The organism is Nocardiopsis sp. iso_238, assembly GCF_056173325.1.
Genome location: NZ_CM149668.1, coordinates 5447831 through 5471926 on the forward strand (window position 1 = coordinate 5447831; position 24096 = coordinate 5471926).

Annotated in this window: 17 protein-coding genes and 1 tRNA gene; 2 read left to right on the forward strand and 16 right to left on the reverse strand. The window is 67.7% G+C overall.

Annotated features, from left to right (window positions below; all coding sequences use genetic code 11):
* Position 1: 1 nt before the first annotated feature.
* From rplC to rplJ, 11 genes are all read right to left on the reverse strand, one after another.
* Positions 2-652 carry a 50S ribosomal protein L3 gene (rplC, locus tag AC0VYL_RS24540; protein WP_357760506.1) on the reverse strand — a complete coding sequence of 217 codons (651 nt, stop codon included), beginning with the start codon at positions 650-652 and terminating at the stop codon, positions 2-4.
* A gap of 12 nt (positions 653-664) precedes the next feature.
* Positions 665-973 (reverse strand): 30S ribosomal protein S10, encoded by a 309-nt coding sequence (gene rpsJ, locus AC0VYL_RS24545; protein WP_013156110.1) that lies wholly within the window; start codon positions 971-973, stop codon positions 665-667.
* A gap of 257 nt (positions 974-1230) precedes the next feature.
* Positions 1231-2424, reverse strand: a complete 1194-nt coding sequence (gene tuf / locus AC0VYL_RS24550; protein ID WP_017543008.1) for an elongation factor Tu — start codon at positions 2422-2424, stop codon at positions 1231-1233.
* 83 nt (positions 2425-2507) lie between these two features.
* Complete coding sequence (fusA, locus tag AC0VYL_RS24555; RefSeq protein WP_475456341.1) at positions 2508-4619, reverse strand: elongation factor G; 2112 nt, start codon at positions 4617-4619, stop codon at positions 2508-2510.
* 45 nt (positions 4620-4664) lie between these two features.
* Complete coding sequence (gene rpsG, locus AC0VYL_RS24560; RefSeq protein WP_475456343.1) at positions 4665-5135, reverse strand: 30S ribosomal protein S7; 471 nt, start codon at positions 5133-5135, stop codon at positions 4665-4667.
* A 2-nt stretch (positions 5136-5137) separates the two neighbouring features.
* Complete coding sequence (gene rpsL, locus AC0VYL_RS24565) at positions 5138-5509, reverse strand: 30S ribosomal protein S12 (RefSeq protein WP_014912437.1); 372 nt, start codon at positions 5507-5509, stop codon at positions 5138-5140.
* Between the two features lie 460 nt (positions 5510-5969).
* Positions 5970-7139, reverse strand: a complete 1170-nt coding sequence (locus AC0VYL_RS24570) for a hypothetical protein (RefSeq protein ID WP_475481607.1) — start codon at positions 7137-7139, stop codon at positions 5970-5972.
* Positions 7140-9663: 2524 nt separating this feature from the next.
* Positions 9664-13542 (reverse strand): DNA-directed RNA polymerase subunit beta', encoded by a 3879-nt coding sequence (locus AC0VYL_RS24575; RefSeq protein ID WP_475481608.1) that lies wholly within the window; start codon positions 13540-13542, stop codon positions 9664-9666.
* Positions 13543-13576: 34 nt separating this feature from the next.
* Complete coding sequence (gene rpoB / locus AC0VYL_RS24580; RefSeq protein ID WP_475456349.1) at positions 13577-17044, reverse strand: DNA-directed RNA polymerase subunit beta; 3468 nt, start codon at positions 17042-17044, stop codon at positions 13577-13579.
* An 824-nt stretch (positions 17045-17868) separates the two neighbouring features.
* The gene (gene rplL, locus AC0VYL_RS24585) at positions 17869-18252 is read right to left on the reverse strand and encodes a 50S ribosomal protein L7/L12 (RefSeq protein WP_475456351.1); all 384 of its coding nucleotides are present in this window, start codon (positions 18250-18252) and stop codon (positions 17869-17871) included.
* Between the two features lie 97 nt (positions 18253-18349).
* On the reverse strand, positions 18350-18877 hold the full coding sequence (gene rplJ / locus AC0VYL_RS24590) for a 50S ribosomal protein L10 (protein ID WP_475456353.1): 528 nt from the start codon (positions 18875-18877) through the stop codon (positions 18350-18352).
* Between the two features lie 375 nt (positions 18878-19252).
* Here rplJ and AC0VYL_RS24595 point away from each other — a divergent pair, with 375 nt between their 5' ends.
* Both AC0VYL_RS24595 and AC0VYL_RS24600 read left to right on the forward strand, forming a co-directional pair.
* Positions 19253-20008: a hypothetical protein gene (locus tag AC0VYL_RS24595; RefSeq protein ID WP_475481609.1), complete on the forward strand. Its 756-nt coding sequence runs from the start codon at positions 19253-19255 to the stop codon at positions 20006-20008.
* A 115-nt stretch (positions 20009-20123) separates the two neighbouring features.
* The gene (locus tag AC0VYL_RS24600; protein ID WP_475481610.1) at positions 20124-20972 is read left to right on the forward strand and encodes an SCO4651 family lipoprotein; all 849 of its coding nucleotides are present in this window, start codon (positions 20124-20126) and stop codon (positions 20970-20972) included.
* Between the two features lie 138 nt (positions 20973-21110).
* Here AC0VYL_RS24600 and rplA read toward each other — a convergent pair whose 3' ends face one another.
* The 5 genes from rplA to AC0VYL_RS24625 all read right to left on the reverse strand — a co-directional run bounded on the left by rplA (position 21111) and on the right by AC0VYL_RS24625 (position 24039).
* Positions 21111-21788, reverse strand: a complete 678-nt coding sequence (rplA, locus tag AC0VYL_RS24605) for a 50S ribosomal protein L1 (RefSeq protein WP_017543020.1) — start codon at positions 21786-21788, stop codon at positions 21111-21113.
* 86 nt (positions 21789-21874) lie between these two features.
* Positions 21875-22303 carry a 50S ribosomal protein L11 gene (gene rplK, locus AC0VYL_RS24610; protein WP_049569197.1) on the reverse strand — a complete coding sequence of 143 codons (429 nt, stop codon included), beginning with the start codon at positions 22301-22303 and terminating at the stop codon, positions 21875-21877.
* Positions 22304-22584: 281 nt separating this feature from the next.
* Positions 22585-23394: a transcription termination/antitermination protein NusG gene (gene nusG, locus AC0VYL_RS24615; protein ID WP_475456360.1), complete on the reverse strand. Its 810-nt coding sequence runs from the start codon at positions 23392-23394 to the stop codon at positions 22585-22587.
* Between the two features lie 215 nt (positions 23395-23609).
* Positions 23610-23864 carry a preprotein translocase subunit SecE gene (secE, locus tag AC0VYL_RS24620; protein WP_378738568.1) on the reverse strand — a complete coding sequence of 85 codons (255 nt, stop codon included), beginning with the start codon at positions 23862-23864 and terminating at the stop codon, positions 23610-23612.
* 102 nt (positions 23865-23966) lie between these two features.
* Positions 23967-24039: transfer RNA gene (locus AC0VYL_RS24625), tRNA-Trp, on the reverse strand.
* Between the last annotated feature and the right edge of the window lie 57 nt (positions 24040-24096).

Here is a 24096-nt window from a genome sequence, read left to right on the forward strand (position 1 = left end):
CTTACTTGTCCCCCTTCACAGCGGTGCGGACGAGCACCAGACCGCCGTTGGGACCGGGGACAGCACCCTTGACCAGGATGAGGCCCTTCTCCGCGTCCACAGAGTGAACGGTCAGGTTCTGGACGGTCTTGCGCACGTTGCCCATGCGCCCGGCCATCCGCATGCCCTTGAAAACGCGGCCGGGCGTGGCGCAGCCGCCGATGGAGCCGGGAGAGCGGTGCTTGCGCTGGGTGCCGTGCGAGGCGGAGAGACCACGGAAACCGTGGCGCTTCATCACACCGGCGAAACCCTTGCCCTTGCTCTTGCCCGTGACGTCGACCTTCTGGCCGCTCTCGAACGCGGCGGCGTCGACTTCCTGACCGAGCGTGTACTCGGAGGCGTCGGTGGTGCGCACCTCGACGTAGTGACGGCGCGGGGTCAGGTCGTTCGCGCGCAGGTAGTCGCCCAGGGGCTTGTTGACCTTGCGCGGGTTGATCTGCCCGTAGCCGAGCTGGATGGCGGAGTAGCCATCGGTGTCAGGGGTCCGGATGCGGCTCACGACGCACGGACCGGCCTTCAGGACGGTCACGGGCACCATCTTGCCCGCGTCGTCGAAGACCTGGGTCATGCCGAGCTTTTCGCCCAGAACTCCCTTGATCTGCTTGGTGGCCATGTCTGTGCGTCCTTAAAGCTTGATCTCGATGTCAACGCCAGCCGGGAGGTCGAGTCGCATGAGCGAGTCCACCGTCTTCGGCGTGGGGTCGATGATGTCGATCAGCCGCTTGTGGGTGCGCATCTCGAAGTGCTCGCGCGAGTCCTTGTACTTGTGCGGCGATCGGATGACGCAGTAAACGTTCTTCTCCGTCGGCAGCGGCACCGGGCCCGCGACCTGTGCGCCAGTTCGCGTCACAGTCTCAACGATCTTGCGCGCCGAGCTGTCGATGACCTCGTGGTCATAGGCCTTTAGCCGAATGCGGATCTTCTGTCCCGCCATGTGGCCTGTTCGTCCTTCGCTTCAGTGTCCGTAACGGTGAGCTGTCCGGTCACAGACGCCCAGGCCCGTCGGCGAATCCGCCGGCGTGTTGGCCGTGAGCCCCTATTCCCTTGAGAAACCGCAACAGGGCTTGCCCCTGCGGTGCGTCACCGTCACAGAGCCCGATGACGTCTTGTCAGTGTGGTGGGCGGGCCGCCGTGAAGCGGCCCACCCACCACGTCGGGGCGGCTCCGGAAGGTGCCACCCCAACGTGTGTGCTACTTGAGGATCTTCGTGACGCGACCCGCGCCCACGGTCCGGCCACCCTCACGGATGGCGAACTTGAGGCCCTCTTCCATCGCGACCGGCTGGATCAGGTTGACGGTCATCTCGGTGTTGTCACCGGGCATGACCATCTCCGTGCCCTCCGGCAGCGTCACGACGCCGGTGACGTCGGTGGTGCGGAAGTAGAACTGCGGGCGGTAGTTGTTGAAGAACGGCGTGTGGCGGCCACCCTCGTCCTTGGACAGGATGACGACCTGGCCCTCGAACTCGGTGTGCGGGGTGGTCGTGCCGGGCTTGATCACGACCTGGCCGCGCTCGACGTCCTCGCGCTTGATGCCGCGCAGGAGCAGACCGACGTTGTCGCCAGCCTGACCGTTGTCGAGCAGCTTGCGGAACATCTCAACACCGGTGACGGTGGTGGTCTGCTTCTCTTCCTTGATGCCGACGATGTCAACGGTCTCGTTGACGTTGACGACGCCGCGCTCGATACGACCGGTGACGACGGTGCCGCGACCGGTGATCGAGAAGACGTCCTCGATCGGCATGAGGAACGGCTTCTCGGTGTCACGCTCGGGCTCGGGAATGAAGCTGTCCACGGTGCCCATGAGCTCCAGGACGGCCTTGCCCCACTCCGCGTCGCCCTCGAGGGCCTTGAGAGCCGAGACCTTGGTGACGGGGATGTCGTCGCCGGGGAACTCGTACTCGCTGAGGAGCTCACGCACCTCGAGCTCGACGAGCTCGAAGATCTCCTCGTCGTCCACCATGTCGGCCTTGTTCAGGGCGACGACGATGGCGGGGACGCCGACCTGGCGGGCCAGGAGCACGTGCTCCTTGGTCTGCGGCATCGGGCCGTCGGTGGCGGCCACGACCAGGATCGCGCCGTCCATCTGCGCGGCACCCGTGATCATGTTCTTCACGTAGTCAGCGTGACCGGGGCAGTCGACGTGGGCGTAGTGACGCGCCTCGGTCTGGTACTCGACGTGAGCGACGGAGATGGTGATACCGCGCTCGCGCTCCTCGGGAGCGTTGTCGATGTCCTCGAACGGGGTGAACGGGTTCAGCGCCGGGTACGCGTCGTGCAGCACCTTGGTGATGGCCGCGGTCAGCGTGGTCTTGCCGTGGTCAATGTGACCGATGGTGCCGATGTTGACGTGCGGCTTGGTCCGCTCGAACTTTTCCTTCGCCACTGGAAGTCTCCTAGACGTACAGATCTATCTGACTGTGGTCCAACCCCGCGGATGCGGGGTACAGCCGGGTTGCTTGCTCGCGACTATTCGCCGCGAACCTTCGCCACAATTTCTTGGGCGACAGCGGACGGAACCTCCGCGTAGGAGTCGAACACCATCGAGTAGTTGGCTCGACCCTGGGTACGGCTGCGCAGGTCACCCACGTAGCCGAACATTTCCGAAAGGGGCACCTGGGCCTTGACGACCCGGACACCGGAACGCTCGTCCATGGACTGAATCTGTCCACGGCGGGAGTTCAGGTCACCGATGACGTCACCCATGTACTCCTCGGGAGTGGTGACCTCCACGGCCATGACGGGCTCGAGCAGCGCGGGCTTCGCGAGCTTGACGGCCTCCTTGAAGGCCATCGAACCGGCGGTCTTGAACGCCATCTCGGAGGAGTCGACGTCGTGGTACTGACCGTCCGTCAGCGTCACCTTGATGCCGACGAGCGGGTAGTGCGCGAGCACGCCCAGCTCAGCGGCCTCCTGGCAGCCGGCGTCGACCGACGGGATGTACTCCCGCGGGATACGGCCACCGGTGACGGAGTTGACGAACTCGTACCCGGAAGCGTCGCCCTCCTCGGCCTCAAGCGGCTCGAGGTTGATCTTGACCTTGGCGAACTGGCCCGACCCACCGGTCTGCTTCTTGTGGGTGTAGACGTGGCCTTCGACCTTCTTGCGAATGGTCTCTCGGTAGGCCACCTGGGGCTTACCGATGTTCGCCTCGACCTTGAACTCGTCGCGCATGCGGTTGACCAGCACCTCGAGGTGCAGCTCGCCCATGCCCGAGATCACGGTCTGACCGGTCTGCTCGTCCGAGGCCACCTGGAAGGAGGGGTCCTCGTCCGCCAGACGCTGGATCGCGATGCCCAGCTTCTCCTGGTCGCTCTTGGTCTTCGGCTCGATGGCCACCTCGATGACCGGAGCCGGGAAGGTCATGGACTCCAGGACGATCGGAGCCGACTGGTCGCAGAGCGTCTCGCCGGTCGTGGTGTCCTTCAGACCCATGACCGCGACGATGTCGCCCGCGCCGGCCTCGGAGATCTCCTCACGCTTGTTCGAGTGCATGCGGTAGATCTTGCCGATGCGCTCCTTGCGGCCCTTCAGGCTGTTGAGCACCTGGGTACCGGTGGTGAGCACGCCCGAGTAGATGCGCAGGTAGGTGAGCCGCCCGAGGTGGGGGTCGCTCATGATCTTGAAGACCAGAGCGGACATCGGCTCGTCCACGCTCGGCTTGCGCTGGAGCTTCGTCTCCTCGGTCTCGTCCTTGGGGTCGTGGCCCTCGATGGCGTCCACGTCCAGGGGCGAGGGGAGGTAGGCGGTGACCGCGTCGAGCAGGGGCTGGACGCCCTTGTTCTTGAAGGCGGTGCCACAGACGATCGGGATCGCGGTGCCCGCGATGGTCGCGCGACGGATCGCGGTGACCAGCTGCTCCTCGGTGGGCTCCTGGCCCTCGAGGTACAGCTCCATGATCTCGTCGTCGGCCTCGGCCAGCGTCTCGATGAACTGGTCGCGCGCCTCGCGGGCGGCGTCAGTGTGCGTCTCGGGGATGTCGACGGTGTCGTACATCTCACCGAGCGCGGCCTCGTCGTTCCAGACGTAGGCCTTCATCTTCACGAGGTCGATGACGCCCTTGAAGTCGCTCTCGGCACCGATGTTGAGCTGGATCGGCATGGCGTTCGCGCCGAGGCGCTCACGGAACATGTCGACACAGCGCTGGAACTCGGCGCCGATCTTGTCCATCTTGTTGACGAAGCAGATCCGGGGGACCTTGTAGCGGTCGGCCTGACGCCAGACCTGCTCCGACTGGGGCTCGACGCCTTCCTTGGCGTCGAACACCGCGACGGCACCGTCGAGGACACGCAGCGACCGCTCGACCTCGACCGTGAAGTCGACGTGGCCGGGCGTGTCGATGATGTTGATGGTGTGGTCGTCCCAGTGGGTGGTGGTAGCAGCCGAGGTAATGGTGATACCCCGCTCCTGCTCCTCCTTCATCCAGTCCATCGTGGCGGCGCCATCGTGGACCTCACCCACCTTGTGGGTCACACCGGTGTAGTAGAGGATCCGCTCGGTCGTCGTGGTCTTGCCCGCGTCGATGTGGGCCATGATGCCGATGTTGCGGACCTTGGCCAGGTCAAGCAAAGTCTTAGCCATGAGGCTCGTCTTCCCTAGGTCTCAAGGAATCGATTCGCCGCGGGGTTACCAGCGGTAGTGGGCGAAGGCCTTGTTCGACTCGGCCATCTTGTGCGTGTCCTCACGCTTCTTGACAGCCGCGCCCAGACCGTTGCTGGCATCGACCAGCTCGTTCATCAGGCGCTCGGTCATGGTCTTCTCACGACGCTGACGCGAGTAGGAGACCAGCCAGCGCAGGGCCAGCGTGGTGGACCGGGAGGCGCGAACCTCGACCGGCACCTGGTAGGTCGCGCCACCGACACGGCGGCTGCGGACCTCCAGCGCGGGCTTGACGTTGTCCAGGCCTCGCTTGAGAACGACGAGCGGGTCCTGACCGGTCTTCTCGCGAGCACCCTCCAGGGCGTCGTACACGACGGCCTGGGCGATGGAGCGCTTGCCGTCGAGGAGCACCTTGTTGATCAGTGCGGTGACGAGCGGCGAGCCGTAGACCGGGTCGGTGATGAGCTGGCGCTTCGGCGCCGGGCCCTTGCGCGGCATGCTTACTTCTCCTTCTTGGCGCCGTAGTGGCTACGGGCCTGCTTGCGGCCTCGGACACCCTGGGTGTCGAGCGAACCGCGGACAATTCGGTAGCGAACGCCCGGCAGGTCCTTCACACGACCGCCACGAACCAGCACGATGCTGTGCTCCTGGAGGTTGTGACCAATGCCGGGGATGTAGGCCGTGACCTCGATGCCGCTGCTCAGCTTGACGCGAGCGACCTTACGCAGAGCGGAGTTCGGCTTCTTCGGCGTAGTGGTGTAGACACGCGTGCACACACCACGACGCTGCGGACTCCCCTTCAGCGCCGGGGTCTTGTTCTTTGCGACCTTGTCCTGTCGGCCCTTGCGGACCAGCTGCTGGATGGTGGGCACCGCGTCTCCGTCTTCCTCGTGACCTACGCCGGTTCTCGTAGCCGATATCGCTATTGACCTGCTGAATTCCCCGAACCTCCCCGACCCCCGTGGTCGGGCGTGTCGCCCTCGTTCCCACGCATGGCGAACGGATGCACACCCGGTCGGAGACCGATTCACAGGAGGGGGTTCACCTGCGCCGCGCGCCCTGTGTCCATCCTGTGGAGAACTGGGGCGCCGCACACGCACGTGTGACCCGTCGACTCACGGGCACAATCACACAGGCTACCGCTAACCGAACAGGCGGTCAAAACGGTGTGCGACATGGCGAGACAAGCGGAACCGGATCTCGCGTAGCCGTGGGTCTCCACCAGTCTACGTGCTCCCCGGCGCGCTTCGCCCCGGGTTTTCCCAACGAAGGGCCGTCAAAGAGAACGGCCGTTCCCGGAGGACCCATTGTCCCCCGGGAACGGCCGGGAATCTACAGAACGAACCACATCACGAGGGAGATCACGGTCACCAGGACGCCGATGACCGCGAAGACCGTGCCCGTGGTGATCAGGCCCAGTCCGTCGAGGGTCCCCCGCGACTCGCGGATCGCCCTCTTCGCCTTGGGTCCGGTGACGAACAACGCCAGGATCGCGGTGATCACACCGACGACCGGAACCAACGAGGCGATACCGAGCCACATGGTGACGTTCGCCCCGGGTTCGGTGTCCGCCAGGAAGTCGATGCTGTCGTAGCCGGGGTAGTCCCCGTCGTCCCGGGCCTCGTCGAAGCCGGGGAAGTCCTCCGCGATCTTGTCGCGACGGCGCTTCGCCTGCTTGGGCCGCTCCGGCATCCCGTAGTCGGCCGGGGTGAAGTCGTCCTCGTAGTCCGACTCCGCCCGGTCGTCACTCTCGTCCTCGTAGCCCGTCTCCGGCCGGTCGTCACGCTCGTCCTCGTACTCCTCCCGCCGACCGGTGTCGGGCTCGGAGTCGAAGGAGGGCGCCGTGAACATCTGGGTGGCACCCTCGCCACCGCGCCAGGAGTCGTCGCCCTCCGCGGGCGCCTCGTCCCACCGCTGGTCCTCGGCGTCGTCCCAGGGCCGGTCGTCCTCGTCGTCCAGGGGATCCTTGGACCTGGCCCGCGACTGCATGTCCGCGATGGCGGCCAGGGGGTCGTCCGAACCCGGGACGGCGGCGGACAGCGTGCCGGTGTCCGGCTCCGCCGGTGCGTCCTCACTCCCCCAGTCCGCGTACGCGGGCTCCTGGGGCGACTCCCTGCGGCGCCGCTCGGCGTCGCGGACGACGTCGGGCAGACGCGGGTCGTTGCGGTCGAAGGCCCAGGTGTTGCCGCTCCCACCCTGTTCGGGGGCGGGAGAGAGCTCGTCGTCGTACCGGTCGCCGCGCTCCTCCGCAGGACGCGGGGAGAGTTCGTCGTCGTACCGGTCGCCGCCGTACGAGGGGGTGTGGTGGTCGGACCACGGGCGTTCGGTCTGCTCCGCCCACGGCTCGGTGGTGCCCGAGCCCTTCCACGTGTCCCCGGTGTCCTCGCTCGGGCTCCAGCTGTCCAGTCCGCCGGTGCCGCTCCACTCGCCCGACTGTTCCCGGTCGGACTTCCAGAGTTCCTCGCCGGGACCCGACGCGGACCACGGAGTCTCGGGGTCCAACGGGTCACGTGCGTCCGACGCGGAGCCCTGACGCGGGTCCCGGTCGAGGGCCGAGTCCCGTGTACCCCACGGTTCCTGACCCGGTCCCGACGCCTGCGGCATCAACGGGTCTTCGCCCGGACCGTCGGAGCCCCACGGCTCACGACGCGCGTCCGACGCGAGGCCGGAGTCGTCCGAGGACCGGTGGCCCCACCCGGAAGCGGGGGCGGAGCCCAGCGGGTCCGATCCCTCCGGGGACCACGGCTCACTTCCGGGGCCGGAGAACGGTTCCGACCCGGAGGCGGATTCCCGCGAAGCCCACGCGTCACCGTCGGCACCGGAAGCCGACGCGTGCGGCGACCACGAGTCCGGGGAACCCCCCAGGGCCGATCCGGACGCCGGGGCCTCCGGGTTCCAGGGCTGACCAACGGAACCAGGGAACGGGTCCGCACCGGAATCGGAAGTGGAGGAGTCCGAGCTCAGCGGGGACCACGGAGCGGGGTCGGAGGAACTCTCCGAGCCCCACGAGTCAGCGGTGCCGGAGGCGTGCGGCCCCCGGGAGTCCGGCGAACCACTCGAACCGGACGCCGGGGACTCCGGGTCCCACGGCTCACTGCCGGAGCCGGAGAACGAGTCCGCGACAGCGGAGTCCCGCGAACTCCAGGAGTCACCGGAAGCACCAGCCCCCTGTGCGGACCACTCCGTGTCGGAGTCTCTCGGGGCATACGGGATCCGGGAGTCCGCCCCCTCCGGGGACCACGAGTCCCGGCCCGAATCCGGCGAACCGCCCAGGACGGATCCTGTCACCGGAGCCTCCGGGTCCCACGGCTCACGGCTCGAAGCAGAGAACGGGTCCGGGCCGGAGGCCGACCCGTACGGCGTCCCGGAGTCCGGGGAACCACCGAGGGCGGAACCGGAGAGCGGGGCCTCGGGGTCCCACGCCTCACGACCGGAGCCAGAGAGCGGGTCCTGCGAGCTACGCGGGTCCGACGTGTGGGCGGGGGCGTCCGAAGACCAGGAGTCCCGCGTACCACCAGGCACACGAGAGCGCCCGGAGTCCTCCGGGTCCCACGACTCCGGGCCGGAACCAGGGAACGGGTCCGCACCGGAGGCCGTCGCGCGTGGCGACCACGGGTCCGCACCCTCCGGGGACCACGGGTCCCGGTCGGTACCGGAGTCCGAAGAACCACCCGGGGCGGAACCGGAAACCGGGCCCGCGGGGTCCCACGGCTCGCGACCGGAGTCGGAGGAGCCGGGGCCGCCCTGCGGGGACCACGGAGCAGAGTCGGAGGAACCCTCGGAACCCCACGAGTCCCGACCCGGACCTGAATCCGGGCCGCCCGGGACCGCGCCGGGAACCGGGGCCTCCGGGTCCCAGGGCTCACGGCCGGGACCGGAGAACGGGTCCGCGCCGGAGGCAGACGTGTGCGGCGTCCCGGAGTCCGGCGAACCACCCAGGGCGGAACCGGACGCCGGAGCCTCGGGGTCCCACGCCTCACGGCCCGAAGCAGAGAACGAGTCCTGCGAGGTGCGCGGGTCCGCCGTGAAGGCGGGGTCATCCGAGGACCAGGAGTCCCGCGTACCACCGGGCACACGAGGGTGCCCGGGGATCTCGGGATCCCAGGGCTCACGACCGGAGTCGGAGGAACCAGGGCCGCCCTGAGGGGACCACGGAGCAGAGTCCGAGGAATCCTCGGAACCCCAGGGGTCCCCGGCGCCGGAAGCCGACACGTGCGGCGTCCCGGAGTCCAGCGGACCGCCCAGGGCGGAGCCGGGCTCCTGGCCGGGTCGGGAGTAAGGGTCCTGATCGGAAGCGCCCTGTGGGGACCACGGAGCGGAGTCCGAGGAACCCTCGGATCCCCACCCGGCGGAAGCCGGTGTCTGGGGCGTCAGCGGGTCCCGGTCGGAACCGGAGTCCTGGCCTCTCCCGGCCCACGAGTCCCGGTAGGGGCCCTGGGAGGCGGGCTCGCCCGCCTCGCGCGCGGGCTCCTCCGGAGGCAGCGGGACCTCGGCGCTGGCCGCGATGCCCGGGTAGCCGCCGGTCGCCGGAGCCTCGGGCTCCCGCTGGGCCAGCGGGTCCTCCCCCGGGAAACGCGTCACGGGCTCGTAGGCCGACGTGCCCGCGCCCGGGTACGAGATGCCCGGCGCCGAGGGCGGTCCGCCCAGGGCGTCCGGGTAGGGCTCCACCATCGCCGGACGCGAGGCGCTCAGCCCCGCGTAGCCGCCGCTGTCAGGGAAGACGGCGCCGTCCTCCCCGGGGTTCGCCGCCGCGTCCTCCTCCAGGGGGTCCTGGTACTCCGACTGTGAGCGGTAGCGGTTCTCGCTGGGTTTGAACCAGGAGTCCCCGTCCGCATCGGACGCACGGTTGCCCGGCGCCCCGCCCCCGTTATCAGTCACTTGCCTGCTCTCCCGACAGCGCCGTAGCGCCCTCTCCCCGTCCGCACCGCAGTGTACGAACCGACAACGACGAAACGGCGGCGGGGCCACCCCCGGTGATGGGGGTGGCTGACCACCGCCGTCAGCTCAACCAACGTTCAGGTTGGACTTACCGGTTGTACGGACCGAAGTCGTACTCCTCCAGGGGGACGGCCTCGCCCGAACCCTGCCCGAAGGTGTACTCACTGGGCTCCTCGTAACCGGAGACCGAGTACATCGAGGCCTTGGCCTCCTCGGTCGGCTCAACCCGGATGTTGCGGTACTGCGGAATACCGGTACCGGCCGGGATGAGCTTACCGATGATGACGTTCTCCTTGAGGCCCAGCAGCGGGTCACTCTTACCGTGGATCGCGTTCTCGGTCAGCACGCGGGTGGTCTCCTGGAAGGAGGCCGCCGACAGCCAGGACTCCGTGGCCAGCGAGGCCTTGGTGATACCCAGCAGCACCGGACGTCCGGCGGCCGGCTGGCCGCCCTCGGACACGACGCGTCGGTTGATCCGCTCGAACTTCGGCCGCTCGACCATCTCACCGGGCAGGAGCTCGGTGTCACCGGACTCCAGGATGTTCACCCGCTTGAGCATCTGGCGGACGATGATCTCGATGTGCTTGTCGTGGATGGACACACCCTGCGACTTGTACACCTCCTGGACCTCCGACACGAGGTGCTGCTGCACCGCGCGGGGGCCCTGGATGCGAAGAACCTCGTGCGGGTTGATCGCACCCTGGATGAGCTGCTGGCCAACCTTGACGTGGTCGCCGTCGCTCACCAGGAGCTGCGCACGCATCGGGACCGGGTAGGCGATCTCGTCCGTGCCGTCGTCCGGAATGACGACGATCTTGCGGCTCTTCTCGGTGTCGTCGACCCTGATCCGGCCCTCCATCTCGGAGATCGGGGCCACACCCTTGGGGATGCGGGCCTCGAAGAGCTCCTGGACACGGGGCAGACCGTGGGTGATGTCCTGACCGGCCGAACCACCCATGTGGAAGGTACGCATGGTCAGCTGGGTACCGGGCTCACCGATGGACTGGGCCGCGATGATACCGATCGCCTCACCGACGTCCACCGGCTTGCCGGTCGCCATGGAGCGGCCGTAGCAGGTGGTGCAGACACCGATCTTCGCCTCACAGGTCAGCGACGAGCGGATGCGCACGCGGGTGACCCCGGCGGCGACCAGCTTGTCGATGTTCTGCTCGGAGGTGTCGGACAGCGCCGGGAGGACGAGCTTGCCCTCGGGGTCCAGCGTGTCCTCGGCGATGGTCCGACCGAAACCGGTGTTCTCGACGTTGTGCTTGCGCACGACGACACCGGCGGCGTTCTTCTCACCGATCTCGTGCCAGAGCGAACGGTCCGTACCGCAGTCGATCTCGCGGACGATGACGTCCTGCGCGACGTCCACCAGACGACGGGTCAGGTAACCCGAGTCGGCGGTACGCAGGGCGGTGTCGGCCAGACCCTTGCGCTGACCGTGCGTGGAGATGAAGTACTCCAGCACGGACAGGCCCTCACGGTAGGAGGACTTGATCGGACGCGGGATGGTCTCACCCTTGGTGTTGGAGACCAGACCACGGATACCGGCGATCTGACGCACCTGCATCGGGTTACCGCGCGCACCGGACTGGACCATCATCCACACCGGGTTGTCGATGGGGAAGTTGTCCTCCATGTCCTTCGCGACCTCGGCCGTGGCCTGGGTCCACACCTCGGTGAGCTCCTGACGGCGCTCGTCGTCGGTGATCAGACCGCGGTCGTACTCCCGCTGGATCTTGTCGGCCTTGCGGTCGTAGCCGCCGAGGATCTCGGCCTTGCGCGGAGGCGCGACGACGTCCTCGATGCCGATGGTCAGACCGGACCGGGTGGCCCAGCGGTAACCGGCGTCCTTCAGGGCGTCCAGGGTCGTGGCGACCTGGACCTTGGGGTAGTTCTCGGCCAGGTCGTTGACCAGGACCGAGACCTGCTTCTTGCCCACCTGGAAGTTGACGTACGGGTAGTCCACCGGGGTGGCCTCGTTGAAGAGGTACCGGCCCAGCGTGGTCTCCAGGACGTAGACGTCGCCCTGCTCCCAGCCCTCCGGCGGCGTCCAGTCCTTGGGCGCGGGAGCGCCGTCGGCGATACGCAGCCGGATCTTGGCCTGGAGGTCCAGGTCGCCCAGGTCGTAGGCCATGATGGCCTCGGCCGGCGAGCGGAAGGCACGGCCCTCGCCCGCGGCACCCGCGCGCTCCGTCGTCAGGTAGTACAGGCCGATGATCATGTCCTGGGTGGGCATGGTCACGGGCTTGCCGTCGGACGGCTTGAGGATGTTGTTGGTGGCGAGCATCAGCAGCCGCGCCTCGGCCTGGGCCTCGGCGGACAGCGGCAGGTGCACGGCCATCTGGTCACCGTCGAAGTCCGCGTTGAACGCGGTGCAGACGAGCGGGTGGATCTGGATGGCCTTGCCCTCGACCAGCTGCGGCTCGAAGGCCTGGATGCCCAGGCGGTGCAGCGTCGGAGCACGGTTCAGCAGCACCGGGTGCTCGGTGATGACCTCTTCGAGGACGTCCCACACCACGGGGCGGGACCGCTCCACCATGCGCTTGGCGCTCTTGATGTTCTGCGCGTGGTTCAGGTCGACCAGGCGCTTCATCACGAACGGCTTGAAGAGCTCCAGGGCCATCTGCTTGGGCAGACCGCACTGGTGCAGCTTCAGCTGCGGGCCGACGACGATGACCGAACGGCCGGAGTAGTCGACGCGCTTGCCGAGCAGGTTCTGACGGAAACGGCCCTGCTTGCCCTTGAGCATGTCGGACAGCGACTTGAGCGGACGGTTACCGGGACCGGTGACCGGGCGACCGCGGCGGCCGTTGTCGAACAGCGCGTCGACGGCCTCCTGGAGCATCCGCTTCTCGTTGTTGACGATGATCTCGGGCGCGCCCAGGTCCAGCAGCCGCTTGAGGCGGTTGTTCCGGTTGATGACGCGGCGGTACAGGTCGTTGAGGTCGGAGGTCGCGAAGCGGCCACCGTCCAGCTGCACCATCGGACGCAGGTCCGGCGGGATGACCGGGATGCAGTCCAGCACCATGCCCATGGGGCTGTTGGTGGTGTTGAGGAACGCCGAGACGACCTTGAGCCGCTTCAGGGCGCGGGCCTTCTTCTGGCCCTTGCCCGTGCGGATGGTCTCCCGGAGCTTCTCCGCCTCCTCGTCCAGCTCGAAGTTGGACAGGCGGTCCTGGATGGCCTGGGCGCCCATGCCGCCGCGGAAGTACTTCCCGAAGCGGTCGCGCATCTCGCGGTAGAGCATCTCGTCGCCCTCGAGGTCCTGGACCTTGAGGTTCTTGAAACGGCTCCACACCTCGTCGAGGCGGTCGATCTCGCGCTGGGCGCGGTCGCGCAGCTGGCGCATCTCACGCTCGGCGCCCTCGCGCACCTTGCGGCGCGCGTCGCCCTTGGCACCCTGCTCCTCAAGCTCGGCCAGGTCGGCCTCCAGCTTGCGGTGGCGCTCCTCGATGGTCGAGTCGCGGCGCTGCTCCAGGTGCTGCTTCTCGACCGAGATCCGCGCTTCCAGCGACTGCAGGTCGCGCTCGCGGGCCTCGGTGTCCACCCACGTGACCATGTAGGCGGCGAAGTAGATGATCTTCTCGAGATCCTTCGGCGCCAGGTCCAGCAGGTAGCCCAGGCGGGAGGGCACGCCCTTGAAGTACCAGATGTGCGTGACGGGAGCGGCCAGCTCGATGTGGCCCATCCGCTCACGGCGCACCTTGGCACGGGTCACCTCGACGCCGCAGCGCTCACAGATGATGCCCTTGAAGCGGACGCGCTTGTACTTGCCGCAGTAGCACTCCCAGTCCCGGGTCGGACCGAAGATCTTCTCGCAGAAGAGTCCGTCCTTCTCGGGCTTGAGGGTCCGGTAGTTGATGGTTTCGGGCTTCTTGACCTCGCCGTGTGACCACTGGCGAATGTCGTCGGCGGTGGCGAGGCCAATCCGCAGCTCGTCGAAGAAGTTGACGTCGAGCACTTAATTCGTCCCCTGCTCTCGAATTCCGCGGAAGTTAGACCTCTTCGACACTGCTCGGCTCTCGCCTGCCCAGGTCGATTCCCAGTTCTTCCGCGGCGCGGAAGACGTCCTCGTCACTGTCCCGCATCTCGATGGACATACCGTCACTGGACAGCACCTCCACGTTCAGACAGAGCGACTGCATCTCCTTGATGAGCACCTTGAAGGACTCAGGGATGCCCGGCTCAGGGATGTTCTCGCCCTTGACGATGGCCTCGTAGACCTTGACGCGGCCCACCACGTCGTCGGACTTGATGGTGAGCAGCTCCTGGAGCGCGTAGGCGGCACCGTAGGCCTCCAGCGCCCAGACCTCCATCTCACCGAACCGCTGACCGCCGAACTGCGCCTTACCACCCAGCGGCTGCTGCGTGATCATGGAGTACGGGCCGGTGGAGCGGGCGTGGATCTTGTCGTCCACGAGGTGGTGGAGCTTCAGGATGTACTTGTAGCCGACGGAGATCGGCTCGGCGAAGGGCTCACCGGTGCGGCCGTCGAACAGGCGGGCCTTGCCGTCCTCGTTGATGAGGCGGTTGCCGTCCTTGTTCGGGCGGACCGACTGGATGAGGCCGCTGAGCTCGTCACCGTGCAGGCCGTCGAAGACCGGCGTGGCCACGCGCGAGTTCGGGGAGACCTCGGCCGCTCCGATCGCGTGCAGCGACTTCTGCCACTCCTCCTCGACCCCCTCGACCAACCAGCCGTTCTTGGCCAGCCAGCCCAGGTGGACCTCCAGTACCTGACCGACGTTCATTCGGCCGGGGACGCCCAGCGGGTTGAGGATGATGTCGACGGGCGTGCCGTCCTCCAGGAAGGGCATGTCCTCCTGGGGCAGGATCTTCGAGATGACGCCCTTGTTGCCGTGACGGCCGGCGAGCTTGTCACCGTCGGTGATCTTGCGCTTCTGGGCCACGTAGACGCGGACCATCTCGTTGACGCCGGGGGCGAGCTCGTCGCCCTCGTCGCGGCTGAACACGCGGACGCCGATGACCTTGCCGGTCTCGCCGTGCGGCACCTTCAGGGAGGTGTCGCGGACCTCGCGGGCCTTCTCACCGAAGATGGCGCGCAGCAGGCGCTCCTCCGGGGTCAGCTCGGTCTCACCCTTGGGCGTGACCTTGCCGACGAGGATGTCGCCGTCGACGACCTCGGCGCCGATGCGGATGATGCCCCGGTCGTCGAGGTCGGCCAGGACCTCCTCGCTGACGTTGGGGATCTCGCGGGTGATCTCCTCCGGGCCGAGCTTGGTGTCACGGGCGTCGACCTCGTGCTCCTCGATGTGGATCGAGGAGAGGACGTCGTCCTGCACCAGACGCTGGCTGAGGATGATCGCGTCCTCGTAGTTGTGGCCCTCCCAGGACATGTACGCCACGAGGAGGTTCTTGCCCAGCGACATCTCGCCCTGGTCCGTGGACGGACCGTCCGCGAGGACCTGCTTGACCTCGATGCGCTGGCCCTCGTACACGATGGGGCGCTGGTTGAAGCAGGTGCCCTGGTTGGAGCGCTGGAACTTGCCCATGCGGTACGTCTTGCGCGTGCCGTCGTCGGCCATCACGGTGACGTAGTCGGCGGTGACGTCCTCGACCACACCGGCCTTCTCCGCGAGGATGACCTCACCGGCGTCGGTGGCGGCGCGGTACTCCATGCCGGTGCCGACGAAGGGCGACTCGGCGCGCAGCAGCGGCACGGCCTGGCGCTGCATGTTGGAACCCATGAGCGCGCGGTTGGCGTCGTCGTGCTCCAGGAACGGGATCATGGCGGTGGCGACCGACACCATCTGGCGCGGCGACACGTCCATGTAGTCGACCTCGTCGGTGCTGACCTGCTCGAACTCCCCGCCCTTACGACGGACGAGCACGCCGGCCTCGGCGAAGCTGCCGTCCGCGTTCATCGGGGTGTTCGCCTGCGCGATGACGTAGAGGTCCTCTTCGTCAGCGGTCAGGTAGTCGACCTGGTCGGAGACCTTGCCGTCGATGATCTTCCGGTACGGGGTCTCCACGAAACCGAAGGAGTTCACCCGGCCGTAGGCGGCGAGCGAGCCGATCAGACCGATGTTCGGGCCCTCAGGGGTCTCGATCGGGCACATGCGGCCGTAGTGGGACGGGTGGACGTCCCGGACCTCGAAGCCCGCGCGCTCACGGGACAGACCGCCCGGACCCAGCGCCGAGAGGCGGCGCTTGTGGGTCAGACCCGCGAGGGGGTTGGTCTGGTCCATGAACTGGGACAGCTGCGAGGTGCCGAAGAACTCCTTGATGGAGGCCACGACGGGACGGATGTTGATCAGGGTCTGCGGCGTGATCGCCTCGACGTCCTGGGTGGTCATCCGCTCGCGGACGACGCGCTCCATGCGGGCCAGGCCCAGGCGGACCTGGTTCTGGATGAGCTCGCCGACGGTGCGCAGACGGCGGTTGCCGAAGTGGTCGATGTCGTCGGTCTCGACCGGGCGAAGACCGAGGACGGTCTCCTTCTCGACCTCACCGGCGTGCAGGCGCACGAGGTAGTCGATGGTCGCGACGATGTCCTCTTCGGTGAGGGTGCCCTGCGTGAAGTCGGTGTCGAGGCCGAGCTTCTTGTTGATCTTGTACCGGCCGACCTTGGCGAGGTCGTAGCGCTTGGGGTTGAAGTACAGGTTCTCCAGCAGCGCCTGGGCCGACTCCTTCGTGGGCGGCTCTCCCGGACGCAGCTTGCGGTAGATGTCCAGCAGCGCGTCGTCGGTACCGGCGGTCGGGTCCTTCTCCAGGGTGTTGCGGATCGACTCGTACTGGCCGAACCGCTCCAGGATCTGGTCGGTGGTCCAGCCCAGCGCCTTGAGCAGGACGGTGACGCCCTGCTTGCGCTTGCGGTCGATGCGGACGCCGACGAAGTCGCGCTTGTCGACCTCGAACTCCAGCCATGCACCGCGGGACGGGATGACCTTGCAGCCGAAGAGGTCCTTGTCCGAGGTCTTGTCGACGGACTTGTCGAAGTACACACCCGGGGAGCGGACGAGCTGGGACACGACGACGCGCTCGGTGCCGTTGATGATGAAGGTGCCCTTGACGGTCATGAGCGGGAAGTCGCCCATGAACACCGTCTGGCTCTTGATCTCACCGGTGTCGTTGTTGATGAACTCCGCCGTGACGAACATCGGGGCGGAGTACGTCATGTCCTTGTCCTTGCACTCCTCCTCGGAGTACTTGGGCGGCTCGAACCGATGATCACGGAACGAAAGGGACATCGTGCCCGAGAAGTCCTCGATCGGGCTGATCTCCTCGAAGATCTCTTCGAGACCGGACTGCTCCGGAACGTCCTTGCGGCCGGCGTTGCGGGCCGTCTCGACCCGGGTCTTCCACGTGTCGTTGCCCAGCAGCCAGTCGAACGACTCGGTCTGCAGGGCCAGAAGGTTCGGAACCTCGAGGGGTTCCTGGATACGGGCGAAAGAAACGCGGTGCGGACCAAGGGCGTTAGCGGAGGCGTTGCGCGAGGCTGCCAACAGGGGTCCTTCCGAAGGCTTGTGGCGGTTGAAGCGCGCACGCCAGACGATCCGTCACGAGAGGGACCGCCGCAACGCGGTTGAGACGGTCACATCGAGCGGGTGACGGGCCTTCCGGAATCCAGAAAAATGGGATGGCGGAAGCCGTACACCGACACAGGGATCACCAAAGGGCAGCGCAAAAGAGCAGTGTAGCCGAACACCACACCGCTGTCCACTCACGGTCCACAGCACCACTCACGACACCGGCAGGATCACCCCTGGAGGGCGATCCGTCAAGCCCGGCATGCCTGCACCGGCACCCTCGCGAGGGACCGGTGGTCCCGGGTCGTACCCGGCCGACGGCGGTACCGCCACCGCGCACATCCCCGGGGGAAGGCCCTGGACCATCAGGGTGAAACAGCGCGCCTGCCCTGGCCCCACGGGGGATGTGAGCCAACGGACACCCGGAAGGATTCCCCCGCCCCAGGCGGGTAAACACTCTCTCCGGAGCCCGTCAGGATTCCCGGGACGGGACATTATCGCGTCCCGGGGACAGTTCGCACACGGGAACTCGGCGTTCCCGCCCGCGAACCGCCCCAGCTTCGCACATCACCCAGCTCACGACGGTTCAGACACGGCGTCGTTCACGACATACGGGACGTCGGTCCGCCGTCGGCGGGGGACCTTCGGCCTCCGGACCCGGTCCGGAACCTCCCGGTTCCCGGCGACCGAATCCCGGTGAACCCCGAAGCCGCCCCGGGCACGAGAAAGCGGCCGCCCCTCCCCTGAGGGAGGAACGGCCGCTTCACGCAGACCAGCGGGCGACTGGCGCCCGCGGAGGACTACTTGAGGGTGACGGTGGCGCCAGCGCCCTCAAGGGCGGCCTTGGCCTTCTCGGCGGCCTCCTTGTTGACGCCCTCGAGCAGAGCCTTCGGGGCGTTGTCGACGAGGTCCTTGGCCTCCTTGAGACCCAGGCTCGTGAGGCCGCGGACCTCCTTGATGACCTGGATCTTCTTGTCGCCAGCGCTCTCGAGGACGACGTCGAACTCGTCCTTCTCCTCCTCGGCGGCCGGGGCGGCACCGGCGGGGCCGGCGGCGACGACGGCGGCCGGGGCGGCGGCGGTGACGTCGAACTTCTCCTCGAACAGCTTCACGAAGTCGGAGAGCTCGAGGAGGGTCATGCCCTCGAACGCGGTAAGCAGGTCCTCGTTGCTGAGCTTCGCCATGATGCGATCTCTCTTTCTCTAACGACACGCGCGCCCAATGGCGCATCGTGCGAGCCAGTGGCCGGGCGCCGTGAGCACCCGCCGTGGTTCATGGGGTTTAAGCGGCTTCCTCGGAACGCTTGTCCGCCAGGGCCTGCGCGAGACGCACAGTCTTGGAGGGAAGCGCCTGGAAGACGGCGGCGGCCTGGCCCTGCTTGGCCTTGAGCGCACCGGCCAGCTTCGAGAGGAGAACCTCTCGGGACTCCAGATCGGCCAGCTTGGTGACGTCCTCGGCGCTCATCGACTTGCCGTCGATGATGCCGCCCTTGATCACCAGAGGCGTGTTCGTCTTCGCGAAGTCACGCAGACCCTTCGCGGCCTCGACGACGTCCCCGTGGACGAAGGCGATGGCGGACGGGCCCTCGAGCAGATCGGTGATCTGCTCGTCGACGCCGGCCTCCTTGACCGCGATCTTGGTCAGCGTGTTCTTGACGATGCGAAAACGCGCTGTCTGACCGAGGCTGCGGCGCAGTTCAGTGATCTGCGCGACAGTGAGCCCCCGGTATTCGGTCAGCACGGCGCCGTTCGACGCACGGAGTTCCTCCGTGAGTTCGGCGACCGCGGCTGCCTTGTCCGGCCTCGCCATGGGACTCCTTCCAACAGTGAACGCTGGTTGACTCCCAAGGGCTCCATGATCGGCGTCAGCACGAGAAAAAGCCCCGAGCGCGAGGCGCACGGGGCACGACCGCGTTCTCAGTACGTGGCTGGCACGTCCCGGAACGGGAAAGCTCTGGTGACACCTGCGCGGGCGCCCATCAATGGGTCCTTGGGTCACCCGAGCGGGTGACGACCAGCGGTCTTCGGCAAGTACCAATACTAGCTGCGGATCGGAGTGCTCGGGCATCCGGCCGGATACGGATCGGGTGATGACGGACACGTGCCGCGCTCCCACCCTCCCCGGAGGGCCGGGATGACACGATGGGGGACCCGAGCCCCCCGCTCCGAAGGAGTCCCCTCCCCCGTGGAATCCCCCCGTTCCGCCCTGGTCCTGGCCTGTGCCCTGTCCCTCTCCCTGTCCGGGTGCGCGCTCTTCCCCTCCGCCGACCCGCCCTGGTACGAGGAGGCCGACACCGGGGCGCTGCTCGACGCCCTGGCCGACGCCACCGCGCGGACCGACAACTACACGCTCGACCTGGGCTTCGGGCCTCGGTCCGAGGAGGGCGCCGGGACGCTGCTCACCTACGAGGTGACGGACTCCCCCGCCGCCGTGCGGGCCACGCTGAGGACACCCGAGGGCCCCGAACTGGTGGTGGTCCTCCCGGAGGGTGGCCAGGCCGTGCTGCACGACTCCCAGGACCTGCTGGGCGCCCCCACCGAGTGGGTCCGGGGCGACGCCCTGCTCCCCTCGCCGTCCCCCGCCGAGGTGTTCGACCTCGGCTCCCTGGGCGGGTTGGTCGAGCTGCTGTCCGGGATGGAGGGCGCCGAGTCCGGCCCGGCCGAGGACGTCGGGGACACCGGGACACTCCCCCTCCACGGGGTCCTGCCCGCGTTGGCGGACGGCACCGGATCCGAGGAGCGGGCCGCTCTCGCGCCTCTGCTCGGCGAGGACGTCTCGGGACACCTGGACGTGTCCGTCTGGGTGGACGCCGAGGGATTCCCGGTCCGGATGGAGTCCGCCGGCCCCGTCTCGTCGCTGTGGCTGGAGTTCTCCGAGCGGGGCGGGACGAGCTTCCACGTACCCAACGGCGACGAGGTCAGCGAGCCCGTCCGGAACTGACTCCCGCCCTCTTGGGAACCGTTTGCCGGAAATGTCCGTCTGACATGCGAACATGATGACTTACTTGGGCGTCCCCGTTCTCTGACGCGCCCTCTTAGAGAAAGCACACGTACGCGTGAACACCCGCACTCCGGCCTTCATCGCCGCCGGTTCCCTCTCCCTGCTCCTCGCCCTCACCGCCTGCGGTAACGAGGAGCCCGCGGCTGACGGCGGCGACACCGCCGAGGCCTCCCCCGCCGGTTCCTCTCTGGGCGACCTGCTGGACAACCTGGGCGCCAGCACCCAGGAACTCACGAACTACACCCTCGACATGGAGGTCGTCACCGTCGACCCGGCGGCCGAGGGCGACGTCACCGTCACCTTCAACTACCAGGTGATCGACGACCCCGCGGCGGTCCTGGCCACCGTGGACATGCCCTTCCTGGGCGAGACCATGTACGACCTGATGTCCATGAGCGGGGAGCTCCCCGAGGGCGTCACCGCCGAGGACCTGAGCGCCTCCACCGTCCTCCTCCTGGAGGGCGGCGACACCCTCATGGCCGACCCCCACGGTCTCTACGGCTCCGGCACCCCGTGGCTGCGCGGTGACGTCGAGGAGAACGCGGACCCGACCGAGAGCTTCGACGTCGACGCGCTCCCGGACCTGGCCGGTGCCTTCTCCGAGCTGGAGGACGTCACCGAGGTCGGTACCGAGGAGATCGACGGCGTCGAGACCACCGTGGTCGAGGGCTCGATGTCCACCGGTGACATCTCCGAGATGACGGCCGAGGAGCGCGGCGCCGTGGAGCAGCTGTTCGGCGGCGGCCTGGAGAGCACCCTGGACACCAAGCTCTGGCTGGACGCCGACGGCTTCCCGATGCGCATCGAGTTCTCCGACGACGAGTCCGACGTCTGGATGGAGTTCTCCGCCCTGGGCTCGACCTCCTTCGAGATCCCCGCCGAGGACGAGATCGGCACCGTGTAACACCCCCGCACACGGAAACGGCCCCCGCGCTCCTCAGGGAGTGCGGGGGCCGTTCTCGTGTCACGAACCTCGGGCCGAAGCTAAGCGGAGGCCCGAGCCCCGGGCCAAAGCGAAGCGGAGGCCCAAAGAGAAACAGCCTTAGGCGTCGAGCGGGATGCTCGGGCCCATCGTGGTGGTGACCACGGCCTTCTTGATGTAGCGGCCCTTGGCGGCGGACGGCTTGAGGCGGTTGACCTCGTCGATCGCGGCCTGGTAGTTCTCCAGCAGCTTGGGCTCGTCGAACGAGACCTTGCCGATGATGAAGTGCAGGTTCCCGTGGCGGTCCACGCGGAACTCGATCTTGCCGCCCTTGATCTCGGTCACGGCCTTGGCCACGTCCGGGGTGACGGTACCCGTCTTCGGGTTGGGCATGAGGCCACGCGGACCGAGCACGCGGCCCAGGCGGCCGACCTTGCCCATGAGGTCCGGGGTGGCCACGACGGAGTCGAAGTCCAGGAAGCCGTTCTGGACCTTCTCGACCAGGTCGTCGTCACCGACGATGTCGGCGCCCGCGGCACGGGCCTGCTCGGCACGCTCACCGGTCGCGAAGACCAGGACCCGAGCGGTCTTGCCGGTGCCGTTCGGCAGGTTCACGGTGCCGCGGACCATCTGGTCGGCCTTGCGCGGGTCGACGCCCAGACGCAGGGCGACCTCGACGGTCGCGTCGAACTTGACGTTGGTGGTCTCCTTGGCCAGCTTCAGAGCCTCGGCGGGGCTGTAGAGCCGGTCGCGGTCCACCAGGTTGTTGGCTTTGCGGTGGTTCTTGCTGCGCTTCACGCTGTTCTCCTACGGGAACGTGTGGTCCTAGGGCCAGCGCTGGCCCTGCCACGGTGGTTCTTGCCGTCGAGCAACCCCGAGGGGAGCTACTTGACCTCGATGCCCATCGAGCGGGCGGTACCGGCGACGATCTTGGACGCGGCCTCGATGTCGTCGGTGTTGAGGTCGGGCAGCTTGGTCTGCGCGATCTCACGGACCTGGTCGGCGGTGATCGAACCGGCGGTGCTGCGACCCGGGTCGGTGGCGGCCTTGTCCAGCCCGGCGGCCTTCAGGATCAGCCGAGGCGCCGGAGGCGTCTTGGTGATGAAGGTGAAGGAGCGGTCCTCGTAGATGGAGATCTCGACGGGGATGACGCTGCCGCGCTGGGCTTCCGTAGCAGCGTTGTACTGCTTGCAGAAGTCCATGATGTTGACGCCGTGCGGACCGAGAGCGGTACCGACGGGCGGCGCCGGGGTCGCCTGACCGGCGGGGAGCTGCACCTTGACGAGTGCGGCAAGTTTCTTCTTCGGAGGCATATCGGGTCCTTTGCCTGATCTGCGTTGTGTGCCGATCCCTGCCTCCCCCACGACGCCACGGGCCACGGGGACCGCTGTGGAGCCGCTGCCGAAGGAGGCTGTCCGTGCCGGGGGCACGGGGTCACGGTCCGTCGGGACCGGACGGACCGGAGCGCGTTCCGCCCGGGTTCGCACCCGGGTGGTACAGCGCGACAGTGGGCCCGTCCCGCGAGGGACGGACCCACCAAGTCTACGTCGCCCGGACAGTGGTCCGGGCGGGTTGTGGGAAAGGCCCCACAGGGTCAGATCTTGGCGACCTGGTTGAACGAGAGCTCGACCGGGGTCTCGCGGCCGAAGATCGACACCAGCACCTTGAGCTTCTGGGTGTCGGCGTTGATCTCGCTGACGGTGGCGGGCAGGGTCGCGAACGGGCCCTCCATGACGGTGACGGACTCACCGACCTCGTACGCCACGTCGGAGCGGGACTCGGAGCCGCCGCCGGCGGACCGGGCCTGCTGCGTCTGCTCCGGCTCCTCCTCCGGCTCGGGCGCCAGGAGCTTGGCCACCTCGGTGAGGCTCAGCGGGGCGGGCTTGTTGGACAGGCCCACGAAACCGGTGACGCCGGGGGTGTTGCGGATGGCCGACCAGGACTCGTCGGTCAGGTCCATGCGGACGAGGACGTAGCCGGGCAGGACCTTCTCGGTGACCTGCTGGCGCTTGCCGCTCTTGACCTCGGTGACCTCGTGCTCGGGCACCTCGACCTGGAAGATGTACTCCTCCATGTTGAGGGACTGGGTACGGCTCTCGACGTTGGCCTTGACCCGCTTCTCGTAGCCCGCGTAGGTGTGCACGACGTACCAGTCGCCGGGCAGGAGGACGAGCTCGTTGCGGAACTCCTCGACGGGGTCGAGACGGGGCAGCTCGGGCTCCGCGTCGGCCTCATCGGCGTCCTCGGTGCTCTCGTCGGCCTCTTCGGTCTGCTCCGGGCTGTCGGCGTCGGTCGGCTCGACCGCTTCCTCGGACAGTTCGCCCGCCAGGCCGGTCTCTTCCGCCGACGACTGATCCGGCTCCTCTTCGGGGAAGTCGTCAGAGGTCAGTGGGGACTCGGACACGGCTGCTCTTTCTCTCGTCGGATTCGCTAGTGCGCACGACGCACACCGAAAACCGGCCGTGCGTCGAACCCAGTCCTGCCAGCTTACGGTCTCTCCGGGCGAAGCGGGACCAACGCGCGGACGAGCGTGACCGGACGAGGTCCGGTCGGGAGGAACCGGGTGAAGGTGGGCACGGCCACCGTCGAGGGCGCCCGCGAGGGCGCACGGGGTGGGAGCTAGGCTCCGGCGGGACGGCCGAAGGTGCCGTAGAGCCAGGTCACGGCCTCACCGAAGGCGAAGTCGGCGAGGGAGACGTAGGCGAGGACGATCACGACGAACACCATCACGACGATGGTGTAGGTGACCAGTTCCTTGCGCGTGGGCCAGCGGACCTTGCGGAGTTCTCCGACGACCTGCTTGGTGAACGTCACCGGACCGGTACGACGCTTCGGCTCCTTGTCGGGCTTCGCGTCGGCGTCAGTCTGAGTCACCTGGGGTCCTTAGGGTCGCGGGTTGCTTCGTATCCCCGTAGTTCCGTCGCCCTCGCGATCGGGGCGGCGACGGATGCGCCACCCCGACCACGCGCGGACTTGCAGGGCAGGAGGGACTCGAACCCCCAACCGCCGGTTTTGGAGACCGGTGCTCTGCCAATTGAGCCACTGCCCTTAGCGGAAACTGCGTTCCCCACCATAGCCGGTCCGGAGTGCTGTCGCACACCCTTGT

Bases quoted from the DNA above. Each gene is read 5' to 3' on its own strand.
- rpsJ (WP_013156110.1), bottom strand. From the start codon at position 973: ATGGCGGGACAGAAGATCCGCATTCGGCTAAAGGCCTATGACCACGAG.
- rplL (WP_475456351.1), bottom strand. From the start codon at position 18,252: ATGGCGAAGCTCAGCAACGAGGACCTGCTTACCGCGTTCGAGGGCATG.
- rpsG (WP_475456343.1), bottom strand. From the start codon at position 5,135: ATGCCGCGCAAGGGCCCGGCGCCGAAGCGCCAGCTCATCACCGACCCG.
- rplK (WP_049569197.1), bottom strand. From the start codon at position 22,303: ATGCCTCCGAAGAAGAAACTTGCCGCACTCGTCAAGGTGCAGCTCCCC.
- fusA (WP_475456341.1), bottom strand. From the start codon at position 4,619: ATGGCTAAGACTTTGCTTGACCTGGCCAAGGTCCGCAACATCGGCATC.
- rplC (WP_357760506.1), bottom strand. From the start codon at position 652: ATGGCCACCAAGCAGATCAAGGGAGTTCTGGGCGAAAAGCTCGGCATG.
- rplJ (WP_475456353.1), bottom strand. From the start codon at position 18,877: ATGGCGAGGCCGGACAAGGCAGCCGCGGTCGCCGAACTCACGGAGGAA.